We start from the raw sequence: 19,725 nt of genomic DNA, 5'->3' as shown, positions 1-19,725 counted from the left end.
GGACGCGTGGAAACAAAAACGGGCGCCGCAGCGCCCGTTTTTTTATTTGAGAGATCACTCAGGTGACCGGCTCTTCATCGGCCTGCGCCGCCAGCAGATCAAGCAGCCGGTTGACGGCAAAACCCGCCGCACCCAGCGCCCACATCCGGTTCGATTCCGTCAGGAACTGCAGCGGCGTCATCTGTGGCGTCAGTTTAAGCCGGTAGGCCTGGAAGCTCTGAGTGATGTGGTCGAGCAGAATGCGCGACGCCATGTGCGGCTCCATCGCCAGATAAACCACATCCGGATCGTAGGCCACTGACAGGTTCGCCAGCGAAATGCCCAGCTCACGTCCTGCTTCTTCCAGCACCGCCAGTACCTCAGGCGCAGGACGCTGATCCAGCGCCTGCAACGTGAGGCCTTCCACCGGTTCCTGCGCTGCAAGCCGCTGCAGAATGGCACGCGATGAGGCGACATCCTCCAGCAGACGCAGCGAGCCGTCCCCCACCAGCCCATTGCCAATCTCGCCCGCTTTGCCGTGACGGCCACGGTAGAGCTGACGATTCAGGATGATGCCCGCACCAATCCCTTTGCCATAGGTGGCGATCACCGCCGACTGTGCATTGCCAAGCTGACCAAACACCAGCGCCGCCATTGCCATCGCGTTGGCGTCGTTCTCGATAAATACCGGCAGTGAGAAACGTTCTTCCAGCAGACGCGCAATCGGGACGTTGTCCCAGTCGAGCACTTTAGAGCGAATGCAGTAGCCATTTTCAGCATCCACCAGACCCGATAGTGCCAGACCAATCGCACCCACCCGCTTCTCCTCCACGCCGCGCAGGAATTTCGCCAGCGCATCGCCAAGCTGGCGGGGTGTCAGCGTGCCTGTGGGCATCTGCTGTTCGCCCAGCAGATTGCCGCTGAGATCGGTCATAACGATAAGATTACGTTCCGCATTGAGCTGAATGCCAATCACGCTGGCGCGATCGGGATTGAGGCCCAGCAGGGTTTTTGGCCGCCCCATTGATACGCGACGCAGCCCCAGCTCCTGCACAATCTCCTGCGCCAGCAGGCGATTAGTGGCCTGCGACACGGTCGACATGCTGAGTCCGCTTCGGACTTTCAGGTCTGACTGGCTGATCGGCGCATTTTCAACAATCAACCGCAGAATGCGCGCGGTTACGTTGGGAGCGGTCATAAGTTCCTCGGGTTATCTGGCGGAAGAGGCTCCGCCAGCGTCAGATCGGTAATCGGACAGGCGCCAGCTGCTGCGCCAGTATCAGCGCGCCGCTCAGGGCATCGCCCTGCGGCCTCACCAGCCGGGCCTGAATATCGTCGTCCAGCCAGCGCTGAATCGGCGTGGCCAGGCCACCCATCAGTGCCACCCGCCCGCTGCTCAGCGCAATCAGACGGCGCACCATCAGGCCGATATCGGTGGCAGTCTGATGCAGCAGATCCTGAGCGTGACGATCGCCTGCGTCGGCGGCTGCAAAAATTCGCGGCACTACGCGGGCCCAGTCTGCAGGCGTCGCTGAGCGCGTCCAGAGCAGCATGGTTTCCGGGCTGTCGTCAAACTGCGTCATCAGCTGCTGTGTAAAGGCGCTCTGTGGAATGATCGCCTCATGGGCCAGCAGCGCCAGACGCAGTGCACGACGACCCAGCTCAGCACCCGATCCCTGATCAGAGAGGGCAAAGCCCCAGCCACCCAGCAATGTAAACTGCTCGCCATCCCACGCGGCTCCCTGACTGCCGGTGCCGATAATAAAGACAGCGCCCGGTGCGCCGGAATGTGCGCCCGCACAGGCGATTTCCACATCGCTGACCACCTGTAACGCCGCACAGGCAGGCTGCCAGCTGGCAAGCCTTGCCTGCACCGAGGCGACATTGGCCCCCGCTAATCCGGCAACCAGCGCGGTCTGCGCCAGAGCCTCCGGGGCTAATCCCGCGTGTGACAATATCCGGTCAATCAGTTGCCCGACGCAGGTCAGCGCCGCGTCGTAATCTGACCAGACGTTAGCTGGACCGCCAGTGGCTTCCGCCAGCACACGGCCCTGCAGGTCGGTTAACCGCGCACGACACTGTGTACCGCCGCCATCAATGCCAAGGAGATAGTGTGGTTGCACGCGCTTCCTTCCCTGATTAAGGGTTATAGCCATAATGAGCGAACGATAGGATAAAAAAACTTAAATCGCAATAACAAATAAATATGGCAAAAACATATCGACACTTTTTCGTTAATTTACATGGTTATAACAAAAATCACCCTCGCAAAATGCGCAGCACGTTATTGACATTAGTTTTTCTGTCGTAATAAGTTGGTGGTCAGATTATCAACAGGCGCGTCCGGACACAGGCGGGCTATGCATCATCCGAATTCAGGAGCAGGGGTTTAACATGAAAGTAGGCATTATCGGTCTCGGCTTTCGTCTGTCCCACGTGATCAAAGAGTTCAGCAAAGCCGACGACGCCTTCTCGGTAGTGGGTTATTACGATCCGGCGCCCGCCGGACTGCCTAATCTGCACAGCTTTGGTATCGCGCCCGGCCAGTCCTTTGCGTCCATCGACGCGCTGCTTGAACACGGCGGAATGGATGTGGTGCTGGTTGGCTCACCCAACTTCCTGCATCTGGAACATGTGGGTCAGGCGCTGGCGGCGGGCTACACCGTGTTTACCGAAAAGCCGGTGGTGATTAATGAAGAGCAGACCATGGAGATGGCGAAACTGGTGCGCCAGTATGGCGAGGCACGCATTCTGGTTGGTCTGGTGCTGCGTTACTCCCCGCTCTATCACGATCTGCTGGCGGCACGCGATGCCGGACAGTTGGGTGAGATCACCTCGATCGAGGCGACAGAACATATCAAGCCTTACCACGGCGCATTCTTCCAGCGCGACTGGCGACGTTTGGAGAAGTACGCCGGTCCCTATATTCTGGAAAAATGTTGCCACGACATCGACCTCTACCAGGGGCTGTTACAGGAGCGTCCGATCCGCGTCGCCAGCTTTGGTGGCCGGAAATCCTTTACCCCCGCGCATGCGCCGCAGGGTGCGATCACCGCGGAGTCAGAGCTCTACCACGTGAAACCCAGCGGCTGGTCGAGCACCGACGCCGTCTTCGACAGCGACGCTGATATCGTCGACTACCAGACTGCCCTGATTGAGTACGAAGGCGGCGCAACACTCGCCTTCCACGCCAACCTGAACGTGCCGGATGAGTTCCGCCGTTTCTGTGTCATGGGCACTGACGGCATGGCGGAAGGCGACTTCGTACGAAACTACTTCCGTGTACATAACGCGCGCAGCGGTGAGAAAGAGGTCGACACCGCCTACAGCGGCAACGCTTATGATGGCCACTATGGCGCAGATGCGCTGATGGCCGAAGAGATCGTTAAACATATTAAACAGGGAACACCGCTGAAAGTTTCAGTCGTGGACGCGCTGGAAGCGGGCCTCACCGCCATAAAAATCGATGAGGCGCGCAAAACCCGCAGCGTAGTGGATATGCGTGAAAGCTGGCAAACATTTGACGCCAACCTGGGAAAAACCGGGGCCTGATAGCCCCATCCTGCGGGTCAGCCTCCCCCTCTGATCCCGGGATTTGAATGGCAGTATGACTGGTAACTTCCTGTACTGGCCTTCGGGCCAGTTACAACCTCTGTACTGAGCCAGCTAATAAAACCTGCGCCAGCGACCACGCACTCACCGCACAAATCCCCACAACCAGCCAAACAAACCGCTCCTCAGCCCGAGGAAACTTACGCACTTATAGTGATGGGAGCATACGCCTGTAGCAAAGCATCGCGCCGCCCGGATAAAAACGCAGGGAGCGTTTTTGAACAACGCAACGCGTTGGCCCGGCAACGGGCGCACCTCAGGGATGAGGTGCGTAATCGCCCGCGCTGAGCCTGCCAGGAATGGCGCTTTTGCGTCTTTGCGAAAGGCGTATGTTCCCTGAGCGTGCACCGCAGACCATAACCGCACACATCTCCTCAGCCAACCCAACCCGCTACAACGCTAGTCCTGAACCGGATCCACCTCATTCTCAAGCTTCTGACGCCGCCGCAGATGCGGAAACAACTTCATCCACAACGCCACCACAATCAGCGTACCGATGCCGCCAATTGCTGCCGCAGGTGCTGCGCCCACCCAGGCGGCCAGCAACCCCGACTCAAATTCACCCAGCTGATTCGAGGTATTAATAAATATCGCGTTAACCGCATTCACCCGCCCGCGCATGGTATCCGGCGTATCCAGCTGCACCAGCGCACCGCGAATCACCATACTCACCATATCAAAGCCGCCGAGGGCGCAAAGCGCCAGCAGTGACAGCCAGAGTTGCGTGGAAAGCGCGAATAGCAGGGTCGCAACGCCAAAGCCTGCTACTGAGCCAAACATAATCATCCCGACATGTTTTTCCAGTTTATGACGGCTCAGCCAGATACCCACCAGCAACGCCCCCACCGATGGCGCACCGCGCAACATCCCCAGCCCCCAGGGCCCGGTGTGCAGAATATCTTTGGCAAAAATCGGCAGCAGCGCCGTCGCGCCGCCCAGTAACACCGCGAACAGATCGAGTGAAATCACCCCAAGCACATCTTTACGGTCACGGATAAAGTGAATACCGGCAAACAGATTCTTTAAATTCATTGGCAAACGGGCCTGAACCGGGCGCTCATAGCGCAGCAGACTCACCAGCGTCAGCGAAATCAGATAAAAGAGCCCGGAAACGCCATACACCACATGCGGGCCAGCAACATAAAGCAGCCCGCCAAGCGTTGGCCCGACAATCACTGCCGCCTGCCCGCCAACTGAATTCATCGCCATGGCTCGTGCCAGAATCGAAGGAGGCACCAGTGAGGGCAACATCGAAGACATCGCCGGCCACTCCAGCGCTTTTGCCACCGCAATCATAAACACCAGCCCCCAAAGCGCGGTCTTATCGGCAGTATGAAATAAGGTAAGCACCACTAATGCCAGCAGTGCGACAAATTCCACCAGTTGGCCGAACAGGACGATGCGCCGCCGGTCATACTGATCCGCCAGATGACCCGCTGGCAGCGCCAGCAACACCGACGGCAGAAACTGCATCAGGCCAATCATCCCTAACGCCATTGCGCTGTTGGTCAGCGCATAGATTTGCCAGCTGATCGCCACCGAGAACATCTGAAAACCAAATGATGAGCAGGTGCGCGCCAGCCAGAAGGCGACAAAAGTCCGATGTCGCCACAGCGACTCTTCCGCTGCGGATGCCATAAATCCCATGTCTTATCCCAAATCAGGTGAGAAAACCCGCGTCGTTGCGCGGTGTTATTGGTGTAAATGTTGACGATACCCGGTTAACAGACCCGGATGAGAGCGCAGGGTCTTCGGCTCCAGCCCTGTCTTACTGCGCAATACACTGCATTACTTTGCAGTAACGGTGTGTCAGCCCCATCCTGATTATTAACAACCTATTGATACCGACCATTGAATATATTCCAGCACATCATCAGATACCAAAGGAATTATCATCTCACTGTTAATAGGTATATTTACCTTCTAATCCAACAAAAGGGTGATTTGGTTTATGCAGTTGATCTATATTTATTCACGCGTTTAAAAAAATGCGATTTTTTATATGCTTAATTATCAATAAATCCTTTTTATTGCATTTCGTAGAGATAATGAAAAACAGTTTATATAACCCTTATGTTACTGAACCTATTCATCACGTTAAGCGTAATGTCACAGGCATTTGCTATAGCGTGCCTTATCTTGAGCAAAACCAGGACCGCGGAAATATACTTAATACAAACAACATTGTTTCATTGCACAACAAAATTGCAAGTGAAGAAGCATTAATGATTGTTCCGGTTGGCGATATTCGTTTGCAGGAAATGATCGCGATTCCGGACGCCTATGCACATTTACAAAATGAGCGCGTCCGGATTGGAATAAATTATTCCAGCTTAGCTGCGAACAGTGCGTCACTGCTTGAATTAACAACGAAATTTGATTTCTGGCTTTATGATTTTGCACCGCCGGGAGCAGACTGGCGACTACTTGAATCCTTTCCTTTTTCAGGTATTGTTTTAACTGAATCGTTCTTCAGTGATAATTACGAAAAATTTACCTTTCCCTTTTTTATGTCGACATTCCGTGAAAAAGGTGCAGAGGTCATCGTGCGATGTCATACGCCGCCTTTAACCGCTGAACAGTTTACTGAGATAAACATCAGCGGCTGGCAACAGCAACGCTCGGATGGCGATCTTATTAGCGGCTGATTCATAAATCCTGCCTTCCGGCGTTAAGGGCACATGGCGGTGCGCTTAACGTCCTTTAATCCCTCATAAAATGTCGTATTACTCCAATTGTTAAGCGCTTTAAGCTAAAAAAATCAAACCTCGATCTAATTTTGCTATAACATTTAACACAAAGGGACCGTCTGTCTTATCGGAAGAGATACTCAAGAACACCTTTAATCATTTGTACTTGATAACTGGAAACAGCCTATCTGGTTGTTTTCGTGTGTTTTATGGCAACGAAACGAGGTCGATATTATGGGGAAAAACTCCTCATCTTTTGGCGTAATTCGTTTCCTGACAGTACTGTTCGCAGTGCTGACGGGCGCGTTTATGCTGATTGGCGGTGGCTGGTTAGCCGCCATTGGTGGTTCCTGGTATTACGTTTTCGGCGGTGTGATTATGCTTATCACCGCTTATCTGCTTTCCCGTCGCAAAAGCACCGCGCTGGTTCTTTATGCGCTGCTGCTGATCGGCACCCTGATTTGGGGCGTGTGGGAAGTGGGTACCGACTTCTGGGCACTGGCACCACGCACTGATGTGCTGGTGATCTTCGGTGTCTGGCTGATCCTGCCGTTTGTTTATCGCAGCTTCAATGCCGGCAGCAAAGCGGCACTGGGTTCGATGGCTGTCGCGCTGATTGCCAGTGCCATCGTGCTGGCTTATGCGGTATTCAACGATCCGCAGGTTATCAACGGGTCTGTACCAGAAACCGCTGACAACGCTCCGCAGGCTACGCCGCTGAGCAACATCCCGGATGCTGACTGGCCCGCGTATGCGCGCGATCAGCAGGGAACCCGTTTCTCGCCGCTGAAGCAGATTAATCACCAGAACGTGAAAGAGTTGCAGGTTGCCTGGCAGTTCCAGACAGGCGACATGAAAACCCCTAACGATCCCGGTGAAATCACCGACGAAGTGACCCCGATTAAAATCCGCGACACGCTTTATCTCTGTTCGCCACACCAGATTCTGTTTGCGCTGGATGCGGCAACCGGTAAGCAGAAGTGGAAGTTCGATCCGGGCATGAAGGTGAACCCGACCTTCCAGCACGTGACCTGTCGCGGTGTCTCTTACCACGAAGTGCCCGCAGCAGCCGATGCCGCGAACACTCAGCCTGCTATCTGCTCACGTCGTATTTATCTGCCTGTGAACGATGGCCGTCTGTTTGCGCTGGACGCAGAGACTGGCGAACGCTGCCCGTCCTTTGGTGTCAACGGCGAGCTGGATCTCCAGCATAAACAGCCTGTCACCACAGCGGGTATGTACGAGCCAACTTCTCCGCCGGTGATTACCAATACCACCATCGTGATGGCGGGTGCGGTTACCGATAACTTCTCGACTCGCGAGCCATCAGGCGTGATTCGTGGCTTTGATGTGAATACCGGCAAACTGCTGTGGGTATTTGATCCGGGCGCGAAAGACCCGAATGCTATTCCGGCTGATGAACACACCTTCACCATGAACTCTCCTAACTCATGGGCCCCGGCAGTTTACGATCCGAAACTGGATACCGTTTACCTGCCAATGGGTGTGACCACGCCGGATATCTGGGGCGGCAACCGCACGCCAGAGCAGGAACGTTATGCGAGCAGCGTACTGGCCCTGAACGCCACGACCGGTAAGCTGGTCTGGTCTTATCAGACCGTGCATCACGACCTGTGGGATATGGATCTGCCGTCTCAGCCGACACTGGCTGATATCACCGATAAAGATGGCAACACCGTACCGGTTGTTTACGCGCCAGCCAAAACCGGCAATATCTTTGTGCTGGATCGTCGCACCGGCAAGCCAGTAGTTCCCGCGCCAGAAACGCCAGTGCCACAGGGTGCCGCTAAAGGCGACCACGTTGCTGCCACTCAGCCCTACTCTGAGCTGACCTTCCGTCCGAAACAGAACCTGACGGACAAGGACATGTGGGGCGCGACGATGTTCGACCAGCTGGTGTGCCGCGTGATCTTCAAGCGTCTGCGCTATGAAGGTCCGTTTACGCCGCCATCTGAGCAGGGCACGCTGGTCTTCCCGGGTAACCTCGGTATGTTCGAATGGGGCGGCATCGCAGTTGATCCTAATCGTCAGATCGCAATTGCTAACCCAATGGCGCTGCCGTTTGTCTCTAAGCTGGTTCCACGTGGCCCGGGCAACCCGATTGAGCCGCCGAAAGGTGCTGAGGGTGGTTCAGGTACGGAAACCGGTATTCAGCCACAGTATGGCGTGCCGTATGGCGTCGAGCTGAACCCGTTCCTGTCACCGTTTGGTCTGCCTTGCAAACAGCCTGCCTGGGGTTATGTCTCCGCGGTGGATCTGAAAACCAACAACGTTGTCTGGAAACAGCGTATCGGTACCGTTCGCGACAGCGCACCGGTTCCGCTGCCGTTCAAAATGGGTATGCCAATGCTGGGTGGTCCTGTCACCACCGCGGGCAAGGTATTCTTCATTGGAGCGACCGCAGATAACTACCTGCGTGCTTTCAGCACCGATACCGGCGAACTGCTCTGGGAAGCACGTCTGCCAGCAGGCGGCCAGGCGACGCCGATGACCTATGAAGTGAATGGCAAGCAGTACGTTGTCATCGCGGCGGGTGGTCATGGCTCATTTGGTACCAAGCTGGGTGACTATGTGATTGCCTACGCATTACCTGATCAGAAGTAATTCACTGGAAAGTGAATAACAAAAGGCGGACTCCGGTCCGCCTTTTTTGATCGCGCTATTTCTGCATTCCGCGCCAGTTAAGCCACGCGCAAAATAACATTACTCCGCAGGTTGCCAGAAACACGGGTCGCATCCCAAACGCACCGGCGATCACCCCACCAAACAGCGGGCCGCTCACCTGGCCGATATATTGCGCCGAGGTCGAAAACCCCAGCATCCGCCCCACCTGTGAGGCCGGCACGTTATGGCGAATAATTGCCGTGATGCACGGCATCAATCCGCCCAGGGCCATCCCCATCAGAAAACGTAATAACACCAGTTGCCAGGCTGCCGTGATAAATGCCTGTGGAATCAGCAGCAGCCCGCTGATTACCAGACCGCCAGTCAGTACCCGCCAGTGCCCCACCCGATCGGCCAGACGACCCAGTCGGGGTGCCGCCAGGATCGTGCCCAGCGCCGCAGCAGACATCACCAGTCCGGCTACCACTGTGACCTGATGGTCACCCCGCACAAACTCGCCCACATAGAGCGTGATAATCGGCTCAATCGACATGCTGGCGAAAATCAGCAACATGCCCGAAAGCCACATCAGCCGCACCAGATTGTGGTTAACCGGCTGCTCTGCAGGCAGCTGTTGCGGATTGCCGCGCGACGTCGCCGCAGCACGCGGCAACTCCCTGAGTAAAAAGGTGGTGGCGAGGAAAGCGAGAAAAATCAACGCGCCCGTCAGCCAGAAAGTCTGACGGATGCCAATCAGCGGCGGCAAGACGCCCCCCAGCAGCGGCCCGACCACGTTGCCCGCCATAATGCCCGAGGAGAGGATGCCCAGCGCCCAGCCGGTCTGCGCTTTTGGGGTTTGCGCTGCCACCAGAATGGTCGATCCCGATGCGTAGCCGCCCAGCAGCCCCGCCAGCAGGCGCAGCGCCACCAGTTGCCACGGCGCCGTCGCCATGCCAATCAGCGACATCGCAATCGCCATTCCGAGACTGGCCCGAATCAGCATCAGTTTACGACCATAACGATCAGCCAGCCGGCCCCACAGCGGTGCCGTCAGCGCGGCGCTGAAAAAGGTTGCGCCATAGGCCAGCCCGGACCAGCGGGCAATAGCCGCAGGCTGCTCAACACCCAGTTGCTGAATATAGAGCGGCAGAAACGGCAGCAGCAGCGTCATCGCCACGATAGTGGTAAATGAGCCAGCGACGCAGACTGCTAAATTCCGTTTCCAGTGATGAAACTCTGCCGTTTCGGGTAACTGTTGCATGGTGATATCCGTTGAATGATCAGGGATACAGGCTAACCGGAGTCGCGCAGCAACAACAGTCGTGGCGGAATAGTTACTCTGTGGCGCTGATTGTTGTCAGCAGGCAACAATCAGCCTGGATTTAGCGCCTCAACCAGTGCATCACACAGTAGCGTCACCGGTGACACCGGATCGGGATGGTCGTGAAGCAGGAGATAGCTTTGCAGGCGATCCATCTGCCACTCCGGCAGCAGCTGCTGGATATCCCCACGTGCCATCGCCTCCTGCGCCATGTAGGAAGGCAAATAGGCGATGCCACTGCCCGCCAGCGCGGCATTAAGCAGCGCCATGCTGTTGTTGGCGCGAAAACGACTGCGCACGTCCAGCGCCAGTCGCTGTTTATCCCGGCGGAACGGCAGCGCGGCGGTGTGTGCCGGACCATGGAACATCAGCAGGTCGTGGCGCGGCAGCATTTCGGGATGGGTGATGGCGGGCCGCTGCGCCAGATAAGCGGGCGCGGCATAGAGTCCCCAGTCGATATCGCTCAATACCCGGAAATTGCCCTGCTGCGGGGATCGGGATCGGATCACAATCGCCAGATCCGTCTGATCGTCCAGCCGATCATGATTGCGATCGGTCAGATCAAGATCAACGTTGATATGCAGATGACGACGCAGAAAAAGGTTCAGAACAGGAACGACACACTGGCAGCCGAAGGTGACGGGTGCCTGAAGTCGGATATGGCCGGCGGGCTGCTGATGCAACTGCTGCACAAAGGCTTCGGCACGCTGCACTTCAGCCAGCATTCGCACACAGTAGGGATAGTATGCCTGGCCCATCTCGGTGAGTGCCAGCCGCCGCGTAGTGCGCTGCAATAATCGGATACCGAGCCGCAACTCCAGCCGGGCGATCTCCCGACTGACATGGGATTTGGACCAGCCCAGTGCGCGGGCCGCTTCACTGAAACTCTGTAATTCTACTACCCGAGCAAATACCAGCATGGCGGTTAAATTCGCGCCGTTTTCCATGTTTCCCGACTCCGAAAATAAAGGGATGCTGGCAACAAACTAACACGTTCAGGCTGGGACGCTGTGGCGGGCGGGAAAAAAAGCGAGGCAGAGGCAGGAGGAGAATGGTGCAGAGCGCGGGCCGACCTTCCCGTCTGCTGGCTGTGACGGGAAGATCTTATCAGGCATCAGCTGGCCATCGCCAGGGGGAACAGCAGCCGATCCGGCTCGACGCGACGCTGACGGCGCAACTGGCCCGGCGTCATCATGAAATAGTTTTTAAAGGTGCGGGTGTAGGCCTGCTGGGTATCGAAGCCGTAGTTCATCGCCACCTGCAGTATCGCTTCGTTGCTGCTCAGCAACGTGAGCGCAGACTCGGTCAGGCGGCGCTGACGGATATATTCTGCCAGTGAAAAACCAGTATGCTGTCGAAACAGGCGTTGCAGATGCCAGCGCGAATAGCCTGAGCGGCGCGCCACTTCATCCAGGTGCAGATCGTGTCCTAAGTTATTCTCAATCCAGTCCAGCAAACTCCGAATAAACTCGCGCTGATTCATGGTTCCTCCTGTCGATTCTGATGTGCAGTGGAACCACTTTACTTGTTTAAATTTATCCCTTAATTAGCAGAAAATTAGCGCAGAATTAGCAAGGACGGAAACGGGTGCCGCATTGCGCGGCCAGACGCGACTCCAGCAAAACGTTAAGGCCGGCAGACTGCCAAAATAATTTGTGCTGAGGCAAGGGCGAATCCCCAAGAGCTGACATCAGTCAGTGAATGGGGTGAGCAAAAGCAGCCAGTGCCGCCACAGTGCGAAGTATGACGGCTGCGGTCCGCCAAAATAATTCGTGCTGTAGCAAGGCGGCCAGACGCAGCCGTCCCAGAGAGCTGACATCAGTCAGTGACCTGGGCGGTAAGTCGCAGCCAACGCCGCCATAGTGCGAAGTATGACGGCGGAAGGATAATTCTGGCCTAACAATTGATGAGTAAACTCTCTCTTATCTTTATGAAGGAGATCAGCCATGCGCGTGTTACTGGTTGAAGATGATGAAATGATCGGCGCTAACCTGCAGCAGGCACTGCAGGGCGCGGGCTGGTCGGTGGATTGGGTGCGCGATGGCGTCTATGCCCAGAACGCCTGGAGCGAAGGCGGCTACAGCTGCGTGCTGCTCGATCTCGGCTTACCACGGGATGATGGCCTGCAGGTCCTGCGCCGGGCGCGCGGGCGCGGCGACGCGACGCCAGTACTCATTCTTACTGCACGCGACACGGTGGCGCAGCGGATTCAGGGACTCGACAGCGGTGCTGACGACTACCTGCTTAAACCGTTCGATTTACAGGAAGTCATGGCCCGGATGCGCGCCATTACCCGACGCAGCCACGGCGCGGCAGATTCCGTATTGGGCAGCGGCGATGTGCAGCTGGATATGATGACCCGTGAAGTGCTCTACAAAGGCCAGCGTGAGCAGCTTACGGCGCGCGAATATGCCCTGCTCTACGCCCTGCTGGAGCGGCCGGGCGCTATTCTGTCACGCGAGCAGCTGGAAAACCGTATCTATGGCTGGGGCGATGAAGTCAGCAGCAACGCGGTGGATGTGTTGATCCACGGGATGCGCCGCAAGCTGGATAACGACGTGATCCGCAACGTGCGCGGTCTGGGCTGGCGGGTGCCGGCAATATGAAACCTTTTCGCTTTATGCGCTCACTGCGCAACAAATTACTCTCTACGCTGCTGATTATTCATCTGCTGATGATCGGTGGCGTCACCTGGTATTTCTTCAGCTGCTACGGCGATATGGTCGGCACCATGAAGGACGATCAGCTGGCCAAAATCGCGGATGCCTGGTCCACCAATAAACAGATGCCCGCCCTGATGCCGATGCTTATTGCGCCTGACAAGGCGAAAAGCGCCTTTGTGGTGCAGCTATGGGACGATCAGGGCCAGTTGCGCGCCAGCTCATGGCCGGAGCTGCAGGCCCCGCTGCAAAACCAGCGTGGCTATCGCGACGTCCATATCGGTCAGTGCGACGACTGTGAATGGCGCATCTATACCCGGCCCGGCTTGCCTGGCAGTGAGATTAAAACCATTCAGGTGATGCACAATCTCAGCTACATGAAGGCATTGATGGTCAAACGGGCGCTGTCAGCGATCATTCCAATGATCCTGATGATGCCGCTGTCGCTGCTGGTGATCTGGCTGGTCGTACGCAAGATCACCCGTGATCTGCAGGTCGCTTCGCGTCAGATTGCCGCGCAGGAGACGCATCATCCGCACAACGTCTCACCGGAAGGTTTACCGGATGAGATCCTGCCGCTGGTGGCCGCCTATAACTCGCTGCTGAGTAAACTGCGTGAGGCCTGGTCGTCACAGCGTCAGTTTTTGGAAGATGCCGCTCATGAACTGCGCACGCCGGTAACGGCCGTGACGTTACAGCTGGAAAACCTGCGTCAGCATATTCAGCCAGGCGAAGCGAGCCGGCAGTTCAGCCAGCTGGAAGCGGGCGTGACACGTACCCGTCACCTGGTCACGCAATTACTCAATGTCTCACGCCAGGATGACCAGAGCGTGGTCGCCAGCGTTGAGCATATCGAACTGGAAGATCTGCTGAAAGAGAGCATTGAGCAGCTGATGGTCGTGGCGGATAAACGCGGCATCGATATCGGCTTTAATGGCTCCACGCAGTACCGTCTGCAGGCCAGCCGTTCCGAGCTGCGAAGCCTGTTCGATAATCTGATTGGTAACGCCATGCTACACACCCCGGAAGGTAGCCTGGTCGATGTACTGCTGCATCGGGTTGCCGGAAAGACCGTGGTCGATATTGTGGATAACGGGCCGGGCATGCCGGAATCCTTTATCGAGCGCGCATTTGATCGCTTTACCCGTTCGCCTGACGTTAAAGCCCAGGGTAGCGGCCTGGGATTATCCATTGTGCGCAACGTCGCTCAAAAGCATCAGATTCACGTCGCCCTTTCCAATTGCCTCTCGCCACAGGGTGCAATTTGTGGTTTGCAGGTTCGCGTTACACTTCCCTGATTCCCGCTGTTTGATCACGAACCAGACAACGTAAACGGTTGCCTGGTTCCGTTCGATCCACGCCGTTATTGTGAAGCTCATCACATTTTAGCTGAATTGTAATGCAACACTTTTTGACAAACGTGAGCAAAATCTATTTTCTATCGATCTGTTACAGGCACGCTACGCGGGCTGAAGAACTGGCTGTTATTTGCTGTGAAACCCTCATTCCCATCAAGGGACCGATTTTTCTCTGACTGCGTCTGCTGTGCGGCGGTCAAAAGCATGTGGCTGATAATAATGAAATATAAAACGTTGATAGCAGGTGCCGTGCTGGCATGTTCATTGAGTGGTGCTGCGCAGGCAGCGGAAAGCGATCCGCAGTATGTCTCCGACTGGTGGCATCAGAGCGTAAACGTGGTCGGTAGTTACCACACGCGTTTCGGACCGCAGTTTAACAACGACGTTTATCTGGAATATGAAGCGTTTGCCAGGAAAGACTGGTTTGATTTCTACGGCTATCTCGACGTGCCTAACTTCTTCGGCGTGGGCAACAGCAATGCCAATGGCGTGTTCGACCACGGTTCACCGATGTTTATGGAGATTGAACCACGCTTCTCTATCGACAAGCTGACCGGCACCAGCCTGGCCTTTGGCCCGTTCAAAGAGTGGTATTTCGCCAACAACTACATTTACGACATGGGCCGTAACAGCGATAACCGCCAGAACACCTGGTACATGGGTCTGGGCACCGATATCGATACGCACAGCGATGTCGGCCTGTCGCTGAACGTCTATGCCAAATATCAGTGGGAAAACTACGGCGCGGCGAACGAAAACAGCTGGGATGGCTATCGCTTTAAGGTGAAATACTTCGTGCCAATCACCACGCTGTGGGGTGGTAACCTGGGCTATGTGGGCTTCACCAACTTCGACTGGGGTTCCGATCTCAATGAGAAAGGCGGTTCATCACGCACCAGCAACTCTATTGCCTCCAGCCACATTCTGTCCCTGGGTTACGATCACTGGCACTTCTCTGCGGTGGCGCGTTACTTCCATAACGGCGGACAGTGGGCGGATGGCCAGGAGCTGAACTTCGGCAAGGGTCCGTTTGAAGTGAAATCGACCGGCTGGGGTTACTACCTGGTGGCGGGTTATAACTTCTGATAATAGCGGGCGGTTGCAACAACCGCCCGTTTAGTCGGTGAGCTGGCCCAGGACATCACGCATCAGGGCCAGCTTTTCAGCTGCAGGCTAATCTGATAAGCACTGCATCTGCTCTGCATTTAATTCTGCGGCTTCTCAACATTGATGCGCCATGGAATGTTGAATTTATCAATGAACATCGCGAATCCGTTCGACCAGAACGTCTCCTGCCATGGCGTCGTCACTTTGCCGCCTGCCGATAATTTCTCAAACCAGGCTTTGCCCTTTTCAACATCATGGGTAGAGAGGCTGACCGCGTAACCCGCATGCTCTGACGCTGGAGGCTGTTCGGTATTGCCATCGCTGAGCATCAGCTCACCGTCACCAATGCGTAATTGCGCATGCATGATCTTTTCTGGCGGCTGTGGCGCTGCGGACTCATCGCCGACCTGCTCACCCTGATCCGGCATATCACCGAATTTCATTTTAGAGAGTAACTCTCCACCGGTTGCCTGCAGGTAAAAGTCGATAGCCTCTTCACAACGGCCATAGAGAAACAGATAAGGACTAACTTGCATCGTAACCTCTATTTGTCGGTTGGATTTTTTCAGTACCTTAACAGTGTAGACGATCGACTTTACGTACTGATTTTACTGACAATAACGGCGAAAGAGTTGTGCCATATAACTGCTCATTGGGGTCAGCGTCGTGTCTTTGCGCTGAATCAGATAGAAGATCGCTTTCGGCAAAGGGTCATCGAGCGACAGTGCCACAAGCGAACGGCCCAGAATGGGATCGTCAATCACGTCGACCGACAGAATACTGATGAAATCACTTTGTGCCACCAGGCTGGTGCAGGCCATAAAGGTTTCACAGGTCACCACGATTTTAGGTGCCATGCCGCGCTCGCCAAACAGATCGTGCAGCAAGCGATAGTAACTGCCTTTCGGGGTTGGCATCGTCCAGTCTGCCTGCTGTAATTCTGCCAGAGAACGGGCTTTCTCCAGCGGATGGCCTTTGCGCACCACCACTTTGTACTCGCGTTCCATTACCCGCTCATACATCAGCTCCTGATCGAGATGGCTCTGGTCATACGTATTGATAGTGAAATCAAGCGCTCCCTGACGCAGCTCATGCACCATTGAGACCAGCTGGCCTTCAACAATGCGCACCTTCACGAGTGGGTATTCGCGATGAAACTGGTTTATCACCTGCGGCATGATGGTGCGGGCCACGCTGCCACCCACGCCAATATTCACCTGACCGCCGCCCAGCCCCAATCGCTGCTGGATATCCTCTTCGGCGACCCGCAGCTCTGCCAGTACCAGGCTGGCATGACGAAAAAAGTTATCACCGATATCGGTCAGCACGACACCCTGCTGACGGCGGATAAACAGCTTTGCCCCCAACTCGCGCTCCAGCTCCTGAATCGCTTTGGTTAACGCCGGTTGCGACAGCCCGGAAAGTCGGCTTGCCGCCCGGATACTGCCCTGTCGCGCCACGTCAGTGAAAGCGCGCAGCTGATGAAGTTTGAGATTGGCAGACATAGTTTTTCGATAACCGTTGTTTATCAGTCACAAGATATTCGCATCTTATGCCGCCCAACTCCATTGTGTAGATTCGATGCAGTGCATAAAAAATCAACAACGAGGAGAGAGCCGATGAGACCCCTTTCAGAGCACGTCTGCGCCCTGCTGCCAAAGCTGCAACAGTGGCGTCGCGACTTCCATCACTACGCCGAATCGGGCTGGCTGGAGTTCCGCACCGCGACGTTAGTCGCAGAAGAACTGCATAAGCTCGGTTATCAACTGAAGCTGGGCCGTGAAGTGATCGACGCCGATGCGCGGATGGGCTTACCTGACGAAGCCGTACTGAAGCAGCAGGAGGCGCGCGCGCTAAAGCAGGGCGCGCTACCGCAGTGGATCAGCCACTTCTCCGGCGGATTCTGCGGCATTGTGGCGACACTTGAGACCGGTCGCCCCGGTCCGGTGATGGGCTTTCGCGTCGATATGGATGCACTGGATCTCAATGAAAGCCAGGCCGACGATCATCTGCCACAGCGTGAAGGGTTCGCCTCCTGCAACGCCGGCATGATGCACGCCTGCGCCCATGACGGTCACACCACCATTGGTCTGGGCCTCGCTTCCGTGCTGATGGCGATGAAAGATGAACTCAGCGGCACAATCAAACTGATCTTCCAGCCCGCCGAAGAGGGTGTGCGTGGTGCCAAAGCGATGGTCGCGGCGGGCGTGGTCGATGACGTTGAGCGTTTCACCGCAATTCATATCGGTACCGGCGTGCCGGCAGGCGAAGTGGTATGCGGCAGCGACAGCTTCCTGGCTACTACCAAGCTGGATGTTCACTTCACCGGCGTCGGTGCTCATGCGGGCGGTCGCCCGGAAGAGGGTCGCAACGCCCTGCTGGCTGCCGCACAGGCGACGCTGGCGCTGCATGGCTTAACACAGCACAGCGGCGGCGTGGCGCGGGTTAACGTTGGCGTGCTACAGGCAGGAACCGGCCGCAATGTGGTGGCCGACTGCGCCCTGCTGAAAGTCGAAACCCGTGGCGTCACTAATCAGGTTAATGACGATATTTATCAGCAGGCGCTGCGGGTGATTGACGGTGCAGCCGCGATGTATGGCGTTGAGCAGCAGGTTTCATTAATGGGTGCTGCACGCAGCTGTACCCCGACACAGCCGTGGGTCGATTTTATCCATCAGCAGGCAGATGCACTCGGCATATTCGACTCTGTGGTCGATCGTAAAGCGCAGGCGGCAGGTTCGGAGGATGCCACTTACATGATGGAGCGCGTAAAGCAGCGTGGCGGTCAGGCCTCTTACGTCATTTTTGGCTGTGAACTGGCGGCGGGTCACCACAATGCGAAATTCGACTTTGATGAGCGGGTCATGCCAGACGCCATCACGTTGCTGACAACACTGACGCTGAATCAGGCACAGTTCGGAGGATCACGATGATAGAAGCATTTATTGCCGGGTATATCGATCGCCATCAGCTCCGCTTCAGCACGCTCAGTGACGCTATCTGGGACACGCCGGAAACCCGTTTTGCCGAAACCCGATCCTCTGCTCTGCTGGCTGACGCGCTGGAAAAAGAAGGATTCACTGTGGAACGCGGTGTGGGTGGCATCGACACCGCCTTTATCGCCAGCGTGGGCAGCGGCAAGCCGGTGCTCGCTATCCTCGGCGAGTTCGATGCGCTGGCTGGTCTGAGCCAGCAGTCGGGCTGTGCACGGCCGCAGCCGCTGGAGGCTAACGGCAACGGACACGGCTGCGGCCACAACCTGCTCGGTACAGCAGGTGTAGCCGCGGTGTGCGCCGTAAAAGCCTGGATGGAACAGCATCACACGGGCGGCACGGTTCGCTTTTACGGTTGCCCTGGCGAAGAAGGCGGATCGGGCAAAACTTTTATGGTGCGCGAAGGGCTGTTTGACGACGTTGATGCCGCGGTAACCTGGCATCCTGAAGGCTTCAGCGGCATGTTCAATTTGCGCACGCTCGCCAATATCCAGGCGGCGTTCAGCTTTAAAGGCATCGCGGCGCACGCGGCCAACTCTCCCCACCTGGGCCGCAGCGCGCTGGATGCCGTCACGCTGATGAATACCGGTGCCAACTTTCTGCGCGAGCATATCGTGCAGGAAGCGCGTCTGCACTACGCCATCACCAATAGCGGTGGCGTTTCACCGAATGTGGTGCAGGCCGATGCAGAGGTGCTTTACCTGATTCGCGCCCCGGAACTGCCGCAGGCGCAGGCGATCTACGAACGGGTGATTAACATTGCCAGGGGCGCTGCACTGATGACCGACACCACGCTGACCGTGCGTTTTGACAAAGCCTGTTCAGACTACGTGCCTAATCGTGCACTTGAAGCGGTCATGGAGCGCTATTTGCATCAGTTTGGTTTGCCCGACTACAGCGACGAAGAGCGCGCGTTTGCGGCGGAACTGCGTGCCACTCTGACCGATGACGATCTGCGCAACGCCCGGCTCAATGCCGCCCGTACGGGTGGCGAAGCCGGTCATGCCTGGGCTGCGCAACTGGGCAATAAGCTGTTCATGGATGAGGTCGCGCCCTATGCGGTTACGCGTGAGCTGCTGTATGGCTCCACCGATGTCGGCGATGTCAGCTGGGTGACGCCGACCGCACAGTGCTTTGCGCCCTGTTTTACCTTCGGCACGCCGCTGCACACCTGGCAACTGGTGGCGCAGGGCCGCACCACTATCGGGCATAAGGGGATGTTTCTGGCAGGCAAAGTGATGGCGGCCACGGTGTTAACACTGCTAACGGATCCGCAGGCGCTGGCTGGCTGCCGGGCCGAGTTTGAACGGGTGCGCGCCGCGCAGCCTTATATCTGTCCGATCCCGGCGGGGATCACACCAACAAAACTGGCCGAATGAG

Annotated in this window: 16 protein-coding genes; 8 read left to right on the top strand and 8 right to left on the bottom strand. The window is 56.4% G+C overall.

What is annotated here, in order from left to right; genetic code table 11:
• Positions 1-58 precede the first annotated feature (58 nt).
• Positions 59-1,177 carry an ROK family transcriptional regulator gene (locus tag H7K52_RS07560; protein WP_003855670.1) on the bottom strand — a complete coding sequence of 373 codons (1,119 nt, stop codon included), beginning with the start codon at positions 1,175-1,177 and terminating at the stop codon, positions 59-61.
• Positions 1,178-1,217: 40 nt separating this feature from the next.
• Entirely contained in the window at positions 1,218-2,102 is an 885-nt protein-coding gene (locus H7K52_RS07555) for a glucosamine kinase nucleotide-binding domain-containing protein (RefSeq protein WP_039660639.1), read from the bottom strand.
• A 271-nt stretch (positions 2,103-2,373) separates the two neighbouring features.
• Here H7K52_RS07555 and H7K52_RS07550 point away from each other — a divergent pair, with 271 nt between their 5' ends.
• Positions 2,374-3,531 (top strand): Gfo/Idh/MocA family protein, encoded by a 1,158-nt coding sequence (locus H7K52_RS07550; protein WP_003855673.1) that lies wholly within the window; start codon positions 2,374-2,376, stop codon positions 3,529-3,531.
• 459 nt (positions 3,532-3,990) lie between these two features.
• Here the strand turns inward: H7K52_RS07550 and H7K52_RS07545 are convergent, their stop codons facing one another.
• The gene (locus H7K52_RS07545) at positions 3,991-5,238 is read right to left on the bottom strand and encodes an MFS transporter (RefSeq protein ID WP_003855675.1); all 1,248 of its coding nucleotides are present in this window, start codon (positions 5,236-5,238) and stop codon (positions 3,991-3,993) included.
• A 401-nt stretch (positions 5,239-5,639) separates the two neighbouring features.
• Between H7K52_RS07545 and H7K52_RS07540 the strand changes: the two genes are divergently transcribed.
• Both H7K52_RS07540 and H7K52_RS07535 read left to right on the top strand, forming a co-directional pair.
• Positions 5,640-6,239 (top strand): hypothetical protein, encoded by a 600-nt coding sequence (locus H7K52_RS07540; protein WP_259400646.1) that lies wholly within the window; start codon positions 5,640-5,642, stop codon positions 6,237-6,239.
• Positions 6,240-6,515: 276 nt separating this feature from the next.
• On the top strand, positions 6,516-8,906 hold the full coding sequence (locus H7K52_RS07535) for a glucose/quinate/shikimate family membrane-bound PQQ-dependent dehydrogenase (RefSeq protein WP_008926635.1): 2,391 nt from the start codon (positions 6,516-6,518) through the stop codon (positions 8,904-8,906).
• A 55-nt stretch (positions 8,907-8,961) separates the two neighbouring features.
• On the opposite strand, the gene H7K52_RS07530 is transcribed toward H7K52_RS07535, so the two are convergent.
• The 3 genes from H7K52_RS07530 to H7K52_RS07520 all read right to left on the bottom strand — a co-directional run bounded on the left by H7K52_RS07530 (position 8,962) and on the right by H7K52_RS07520 (position 11,710).
• The gene (locus H7K52_RS07530; RefSeq protein WP_182629891.1) at positions 8,962-10,167 is read right to left on the bottom strand and encodes an MFS transporter; all 1,206 of its coding nucleotides are present in this window, start codon (positions 10,165-10,167) and stop codon (positions 8,962-8,964) included.
• Between the two features lie 110 nt (positions 10,168-10,277).
• Positions 10,278-11,174, bottom strand: coding sequence for a LysR family transcriptional regulator (locus tag H7K52_RS07525; protein WP_003855683.1), 897 nt, complete (start codon positions 11,172-11,174; stop codon positions 10,278-10,280).
• A gap of 167 nt (positions 11,175-11,341) precedes the next feature.
• Positions 11,342-11,710 (bottom strand): helix-turn-helix domain-containing protein, encoded by a 369-nt coding sequence (locus H7K52_RS07520; RefSeq protein ID WP_003855685.1) that lies wholly within the window; start codon positions 11,708-11,710, stop codon positions 11,342-11,344.
• 463 nt (positions 11,711-12,173) lie between these two features.
• Here H7K52_RS07520 and H7K52_RS07515 point away from each other — a divergent pair, with 463 nt between their 5' ends.
• The 3 genes from H7K52_RS07515 to H7K52_RS07505 all read left to right on the top strand — a co-directional run bounded on the left by H7K52_RS07515 (position 12,174) and on the right by H7K52_RS07505 (position 15,331).
• Entirely contained in the window at positions 12,174-12,833 is a 660-nt protein-coding gene (locus tag H7K52_RS07515) for a response regulator (protein ID WP_003855687.1), read from the top strand.
• Positions 12,830-14,185, top strand: coding sequence for a sensor histidine kinase (locus tag H7K52_RS07510; protein WP_003855688.1), 1,356 nt, complete (start codon positions 12,830-12,832; stop codon positions 14,183-14,185). The genes H7K52_RS07515 and H7K52_RS07510 overlap by 4 nt, the downstream gene beginning before the upstream one ends.
• Positions 14,186-14,464: 279 nt before the next feature.
• Positions 14,465-15,331 (top strand): nucleoside-specific channel-forming protein Tsx, encoded by an 867-nt coding sequence (locus H7K52_RS07505; protein ID WP_033743432.1) that lies wholly within the window; start codon positions 14,465-14,467, stop codon positions 15,329-15,331.
• A gap of 119 nt (positions 15,332-15,450) precedes the next feature.
• Here the strand turns inward: H7K52_RS07505 and yjdN are convergent, their stop codons facing one another.
• On the bottom strand, positions 15,451-15,888 hold the full coding sequence (gene yjdN / locus H7K52_RS07500) for a VOC family metalloprotein YjdN (protein WP_003855690.1): 438 nt from the start codon (positions 15,886-15,888) through the stop codon (positions 15,451-15,453).
• A gap of 72 nt (positions 15,889-15,960) precedes the next feature.
• Entirely contained in the window at positions 15,961-16,857 is an 897-nt protein-coding gene (locus H7K52_RS07495) for a LysR family transcriptional regulator (RefSeq protein ID WP_003855692.1), read from the bottom strand.
• A gap of 114 nt (positions 16,858-16,971) precedes the next feature.
• Here H7K52_RS07495 and H7K52_RS07490 point away from each other — a divergent pair, with 114 nt between their 5' ends.
• Complete coding sequence (locus tag H7K52_RS07490) at positions 16,972-18,285, top strand: amidohydrolase (RefSeq protein ID WP_182629890.1); 1,314 nt, start codon at positions 16,972-16,974, stop codon at positions 18,283-18,285.
• Positions 18,282-19,724, top strand: coding sequence for a M20 family metallopeptidase (locus H7K52_RS07485; RefSeq protein WP_003855696.1), 1,443 nt, complete (start codon positions 18,282-18,284; stop codon positions 19,722-19,724). The genes H7K52_RS07490 and H7K52_RS07485 overlap by 4 nt, the downstream gene beginning before the upstream one ends.
• Position 19,725: the final 1 nt, after the last annotated feature.

The organism is Pantoea hericii (assembly GCF_014155795.1).
Classification (GTDB): domain Bacteria; phylum Pseudomonadota; class Gammaproteobacteria; order Enterobacterales; family Enterobacteriaceae; genus Pantoea; species Pantoea eucalypti.
Note: the sequence above shows the minus strand (reverse complement) of the source record. Positions and strands in the feature narration are given on the sequence as shown.

Bases quoted from the DNA above. Each gene is read 5' to 3' on its own strand.
- yjdN (WP_003855690.1), bottom strand. From the start codon at position 15,888: ATGCAAGTTAGTCCTTATCTGTTTCTCTATGGCCGTTGTGAAGAGGCT.
- H7K52_RS07505 (WP_033743432.1), top strand. From the start codon at position 14,465: ATGAAATATAAAACGTTGATAGCAGGTGCCGTGCTGGCATGTTCATTG.
- H7K52_RS07510 (WP_003855688.1), top strand. From the start codon at position 12,830: ATGAAACCTTTTCGCTTTATGCGCTCACTGCGCAACAAATTACTCTCT.
- H7K52_RS07530 (WP_182629891.1), bottom strand. From the start codon at position 10,167: ATGCAACAGTTACCCGAAACGGCAGAGTTTCATCACTGGAAACGGAAT.
- H7K52_RS07495 (WP_003855692.1), bottom strand. From the start codon at position 16,857: ATGTCTGCCAATCTCAAACTTCATCAGCTGCGCGCTTTCACTGACGTG.
- H7K52_RS07560 (WP_003855670.1), bottom strand. From the start codon at position 1,177: ATGACCGCTCCCAACGTAACCGCGCGCATTCTGCGGTTGATTGTTGAA.
- H7K52_RS07490 (WP_182629890.1), top strand. From the start codon at position 16,972: ATGAGACCCCTTTCAGAGCACGTCTGCGCCCTGCTGCCAAAGCTGCAA.
- H7K52_RS07485 (WP_003855696.1), top strand. From the start codon at position 18,282: ATGATAGAAGCATTTATTGCCGGGTATATCGATCGCCATCAGCTCCGC.
- H7K52_RS07545 (WP_003855675.1), bottom strand. From the start codon at position 5,238: ATGGGATTTATGGCATCCGCAGCGGAAGAGTCGCTGTGGCGACATCGG.
- H7K52_RS07550 (WP_003855673.1), top strand. From the start codon at position 2,374: ATGAAAGTAGGCATTATCGGTCTCGGCTTTCGTCTGTCCCACGTGATC.
- H7K52_RS07535 (WP_008926635.1), top strand. From the start codon at position 6,516: ATGGGGAAAAACTCCTCATCTTTTGGCGTAATTCGTTTCCTGACAGTA.
- H7K52_RS07520 (WP_003855685.1), bottom strand. From the start codon at position 11,710: ATGAATCAGCGCGAGTTTATTCGGAGTTTGCTGGACTGGATTGAGAAT.
- H7K52_RS07525 (WP_003855683.1), bottom strand. From the start codon at position 11,174: ATGGAAAACGGCGCGAATTTAACCGCCATGCTGGTATTTGCTCGGGTA.
- H7K52_RS07515 (WP_003855687.1), top strand. From the start codon at position 12,174: ATGCGCGTGTTACTGGTTGAAGATGATGAAATGATCGGCGCTAACCTG.
- H7K52_RS07540 (WP_259400646.1), top strand. From the start codon at position 5,640: ATGAAAAACAGTTTATATAACCCTTATGTTACTGAACCTATTCATCAC.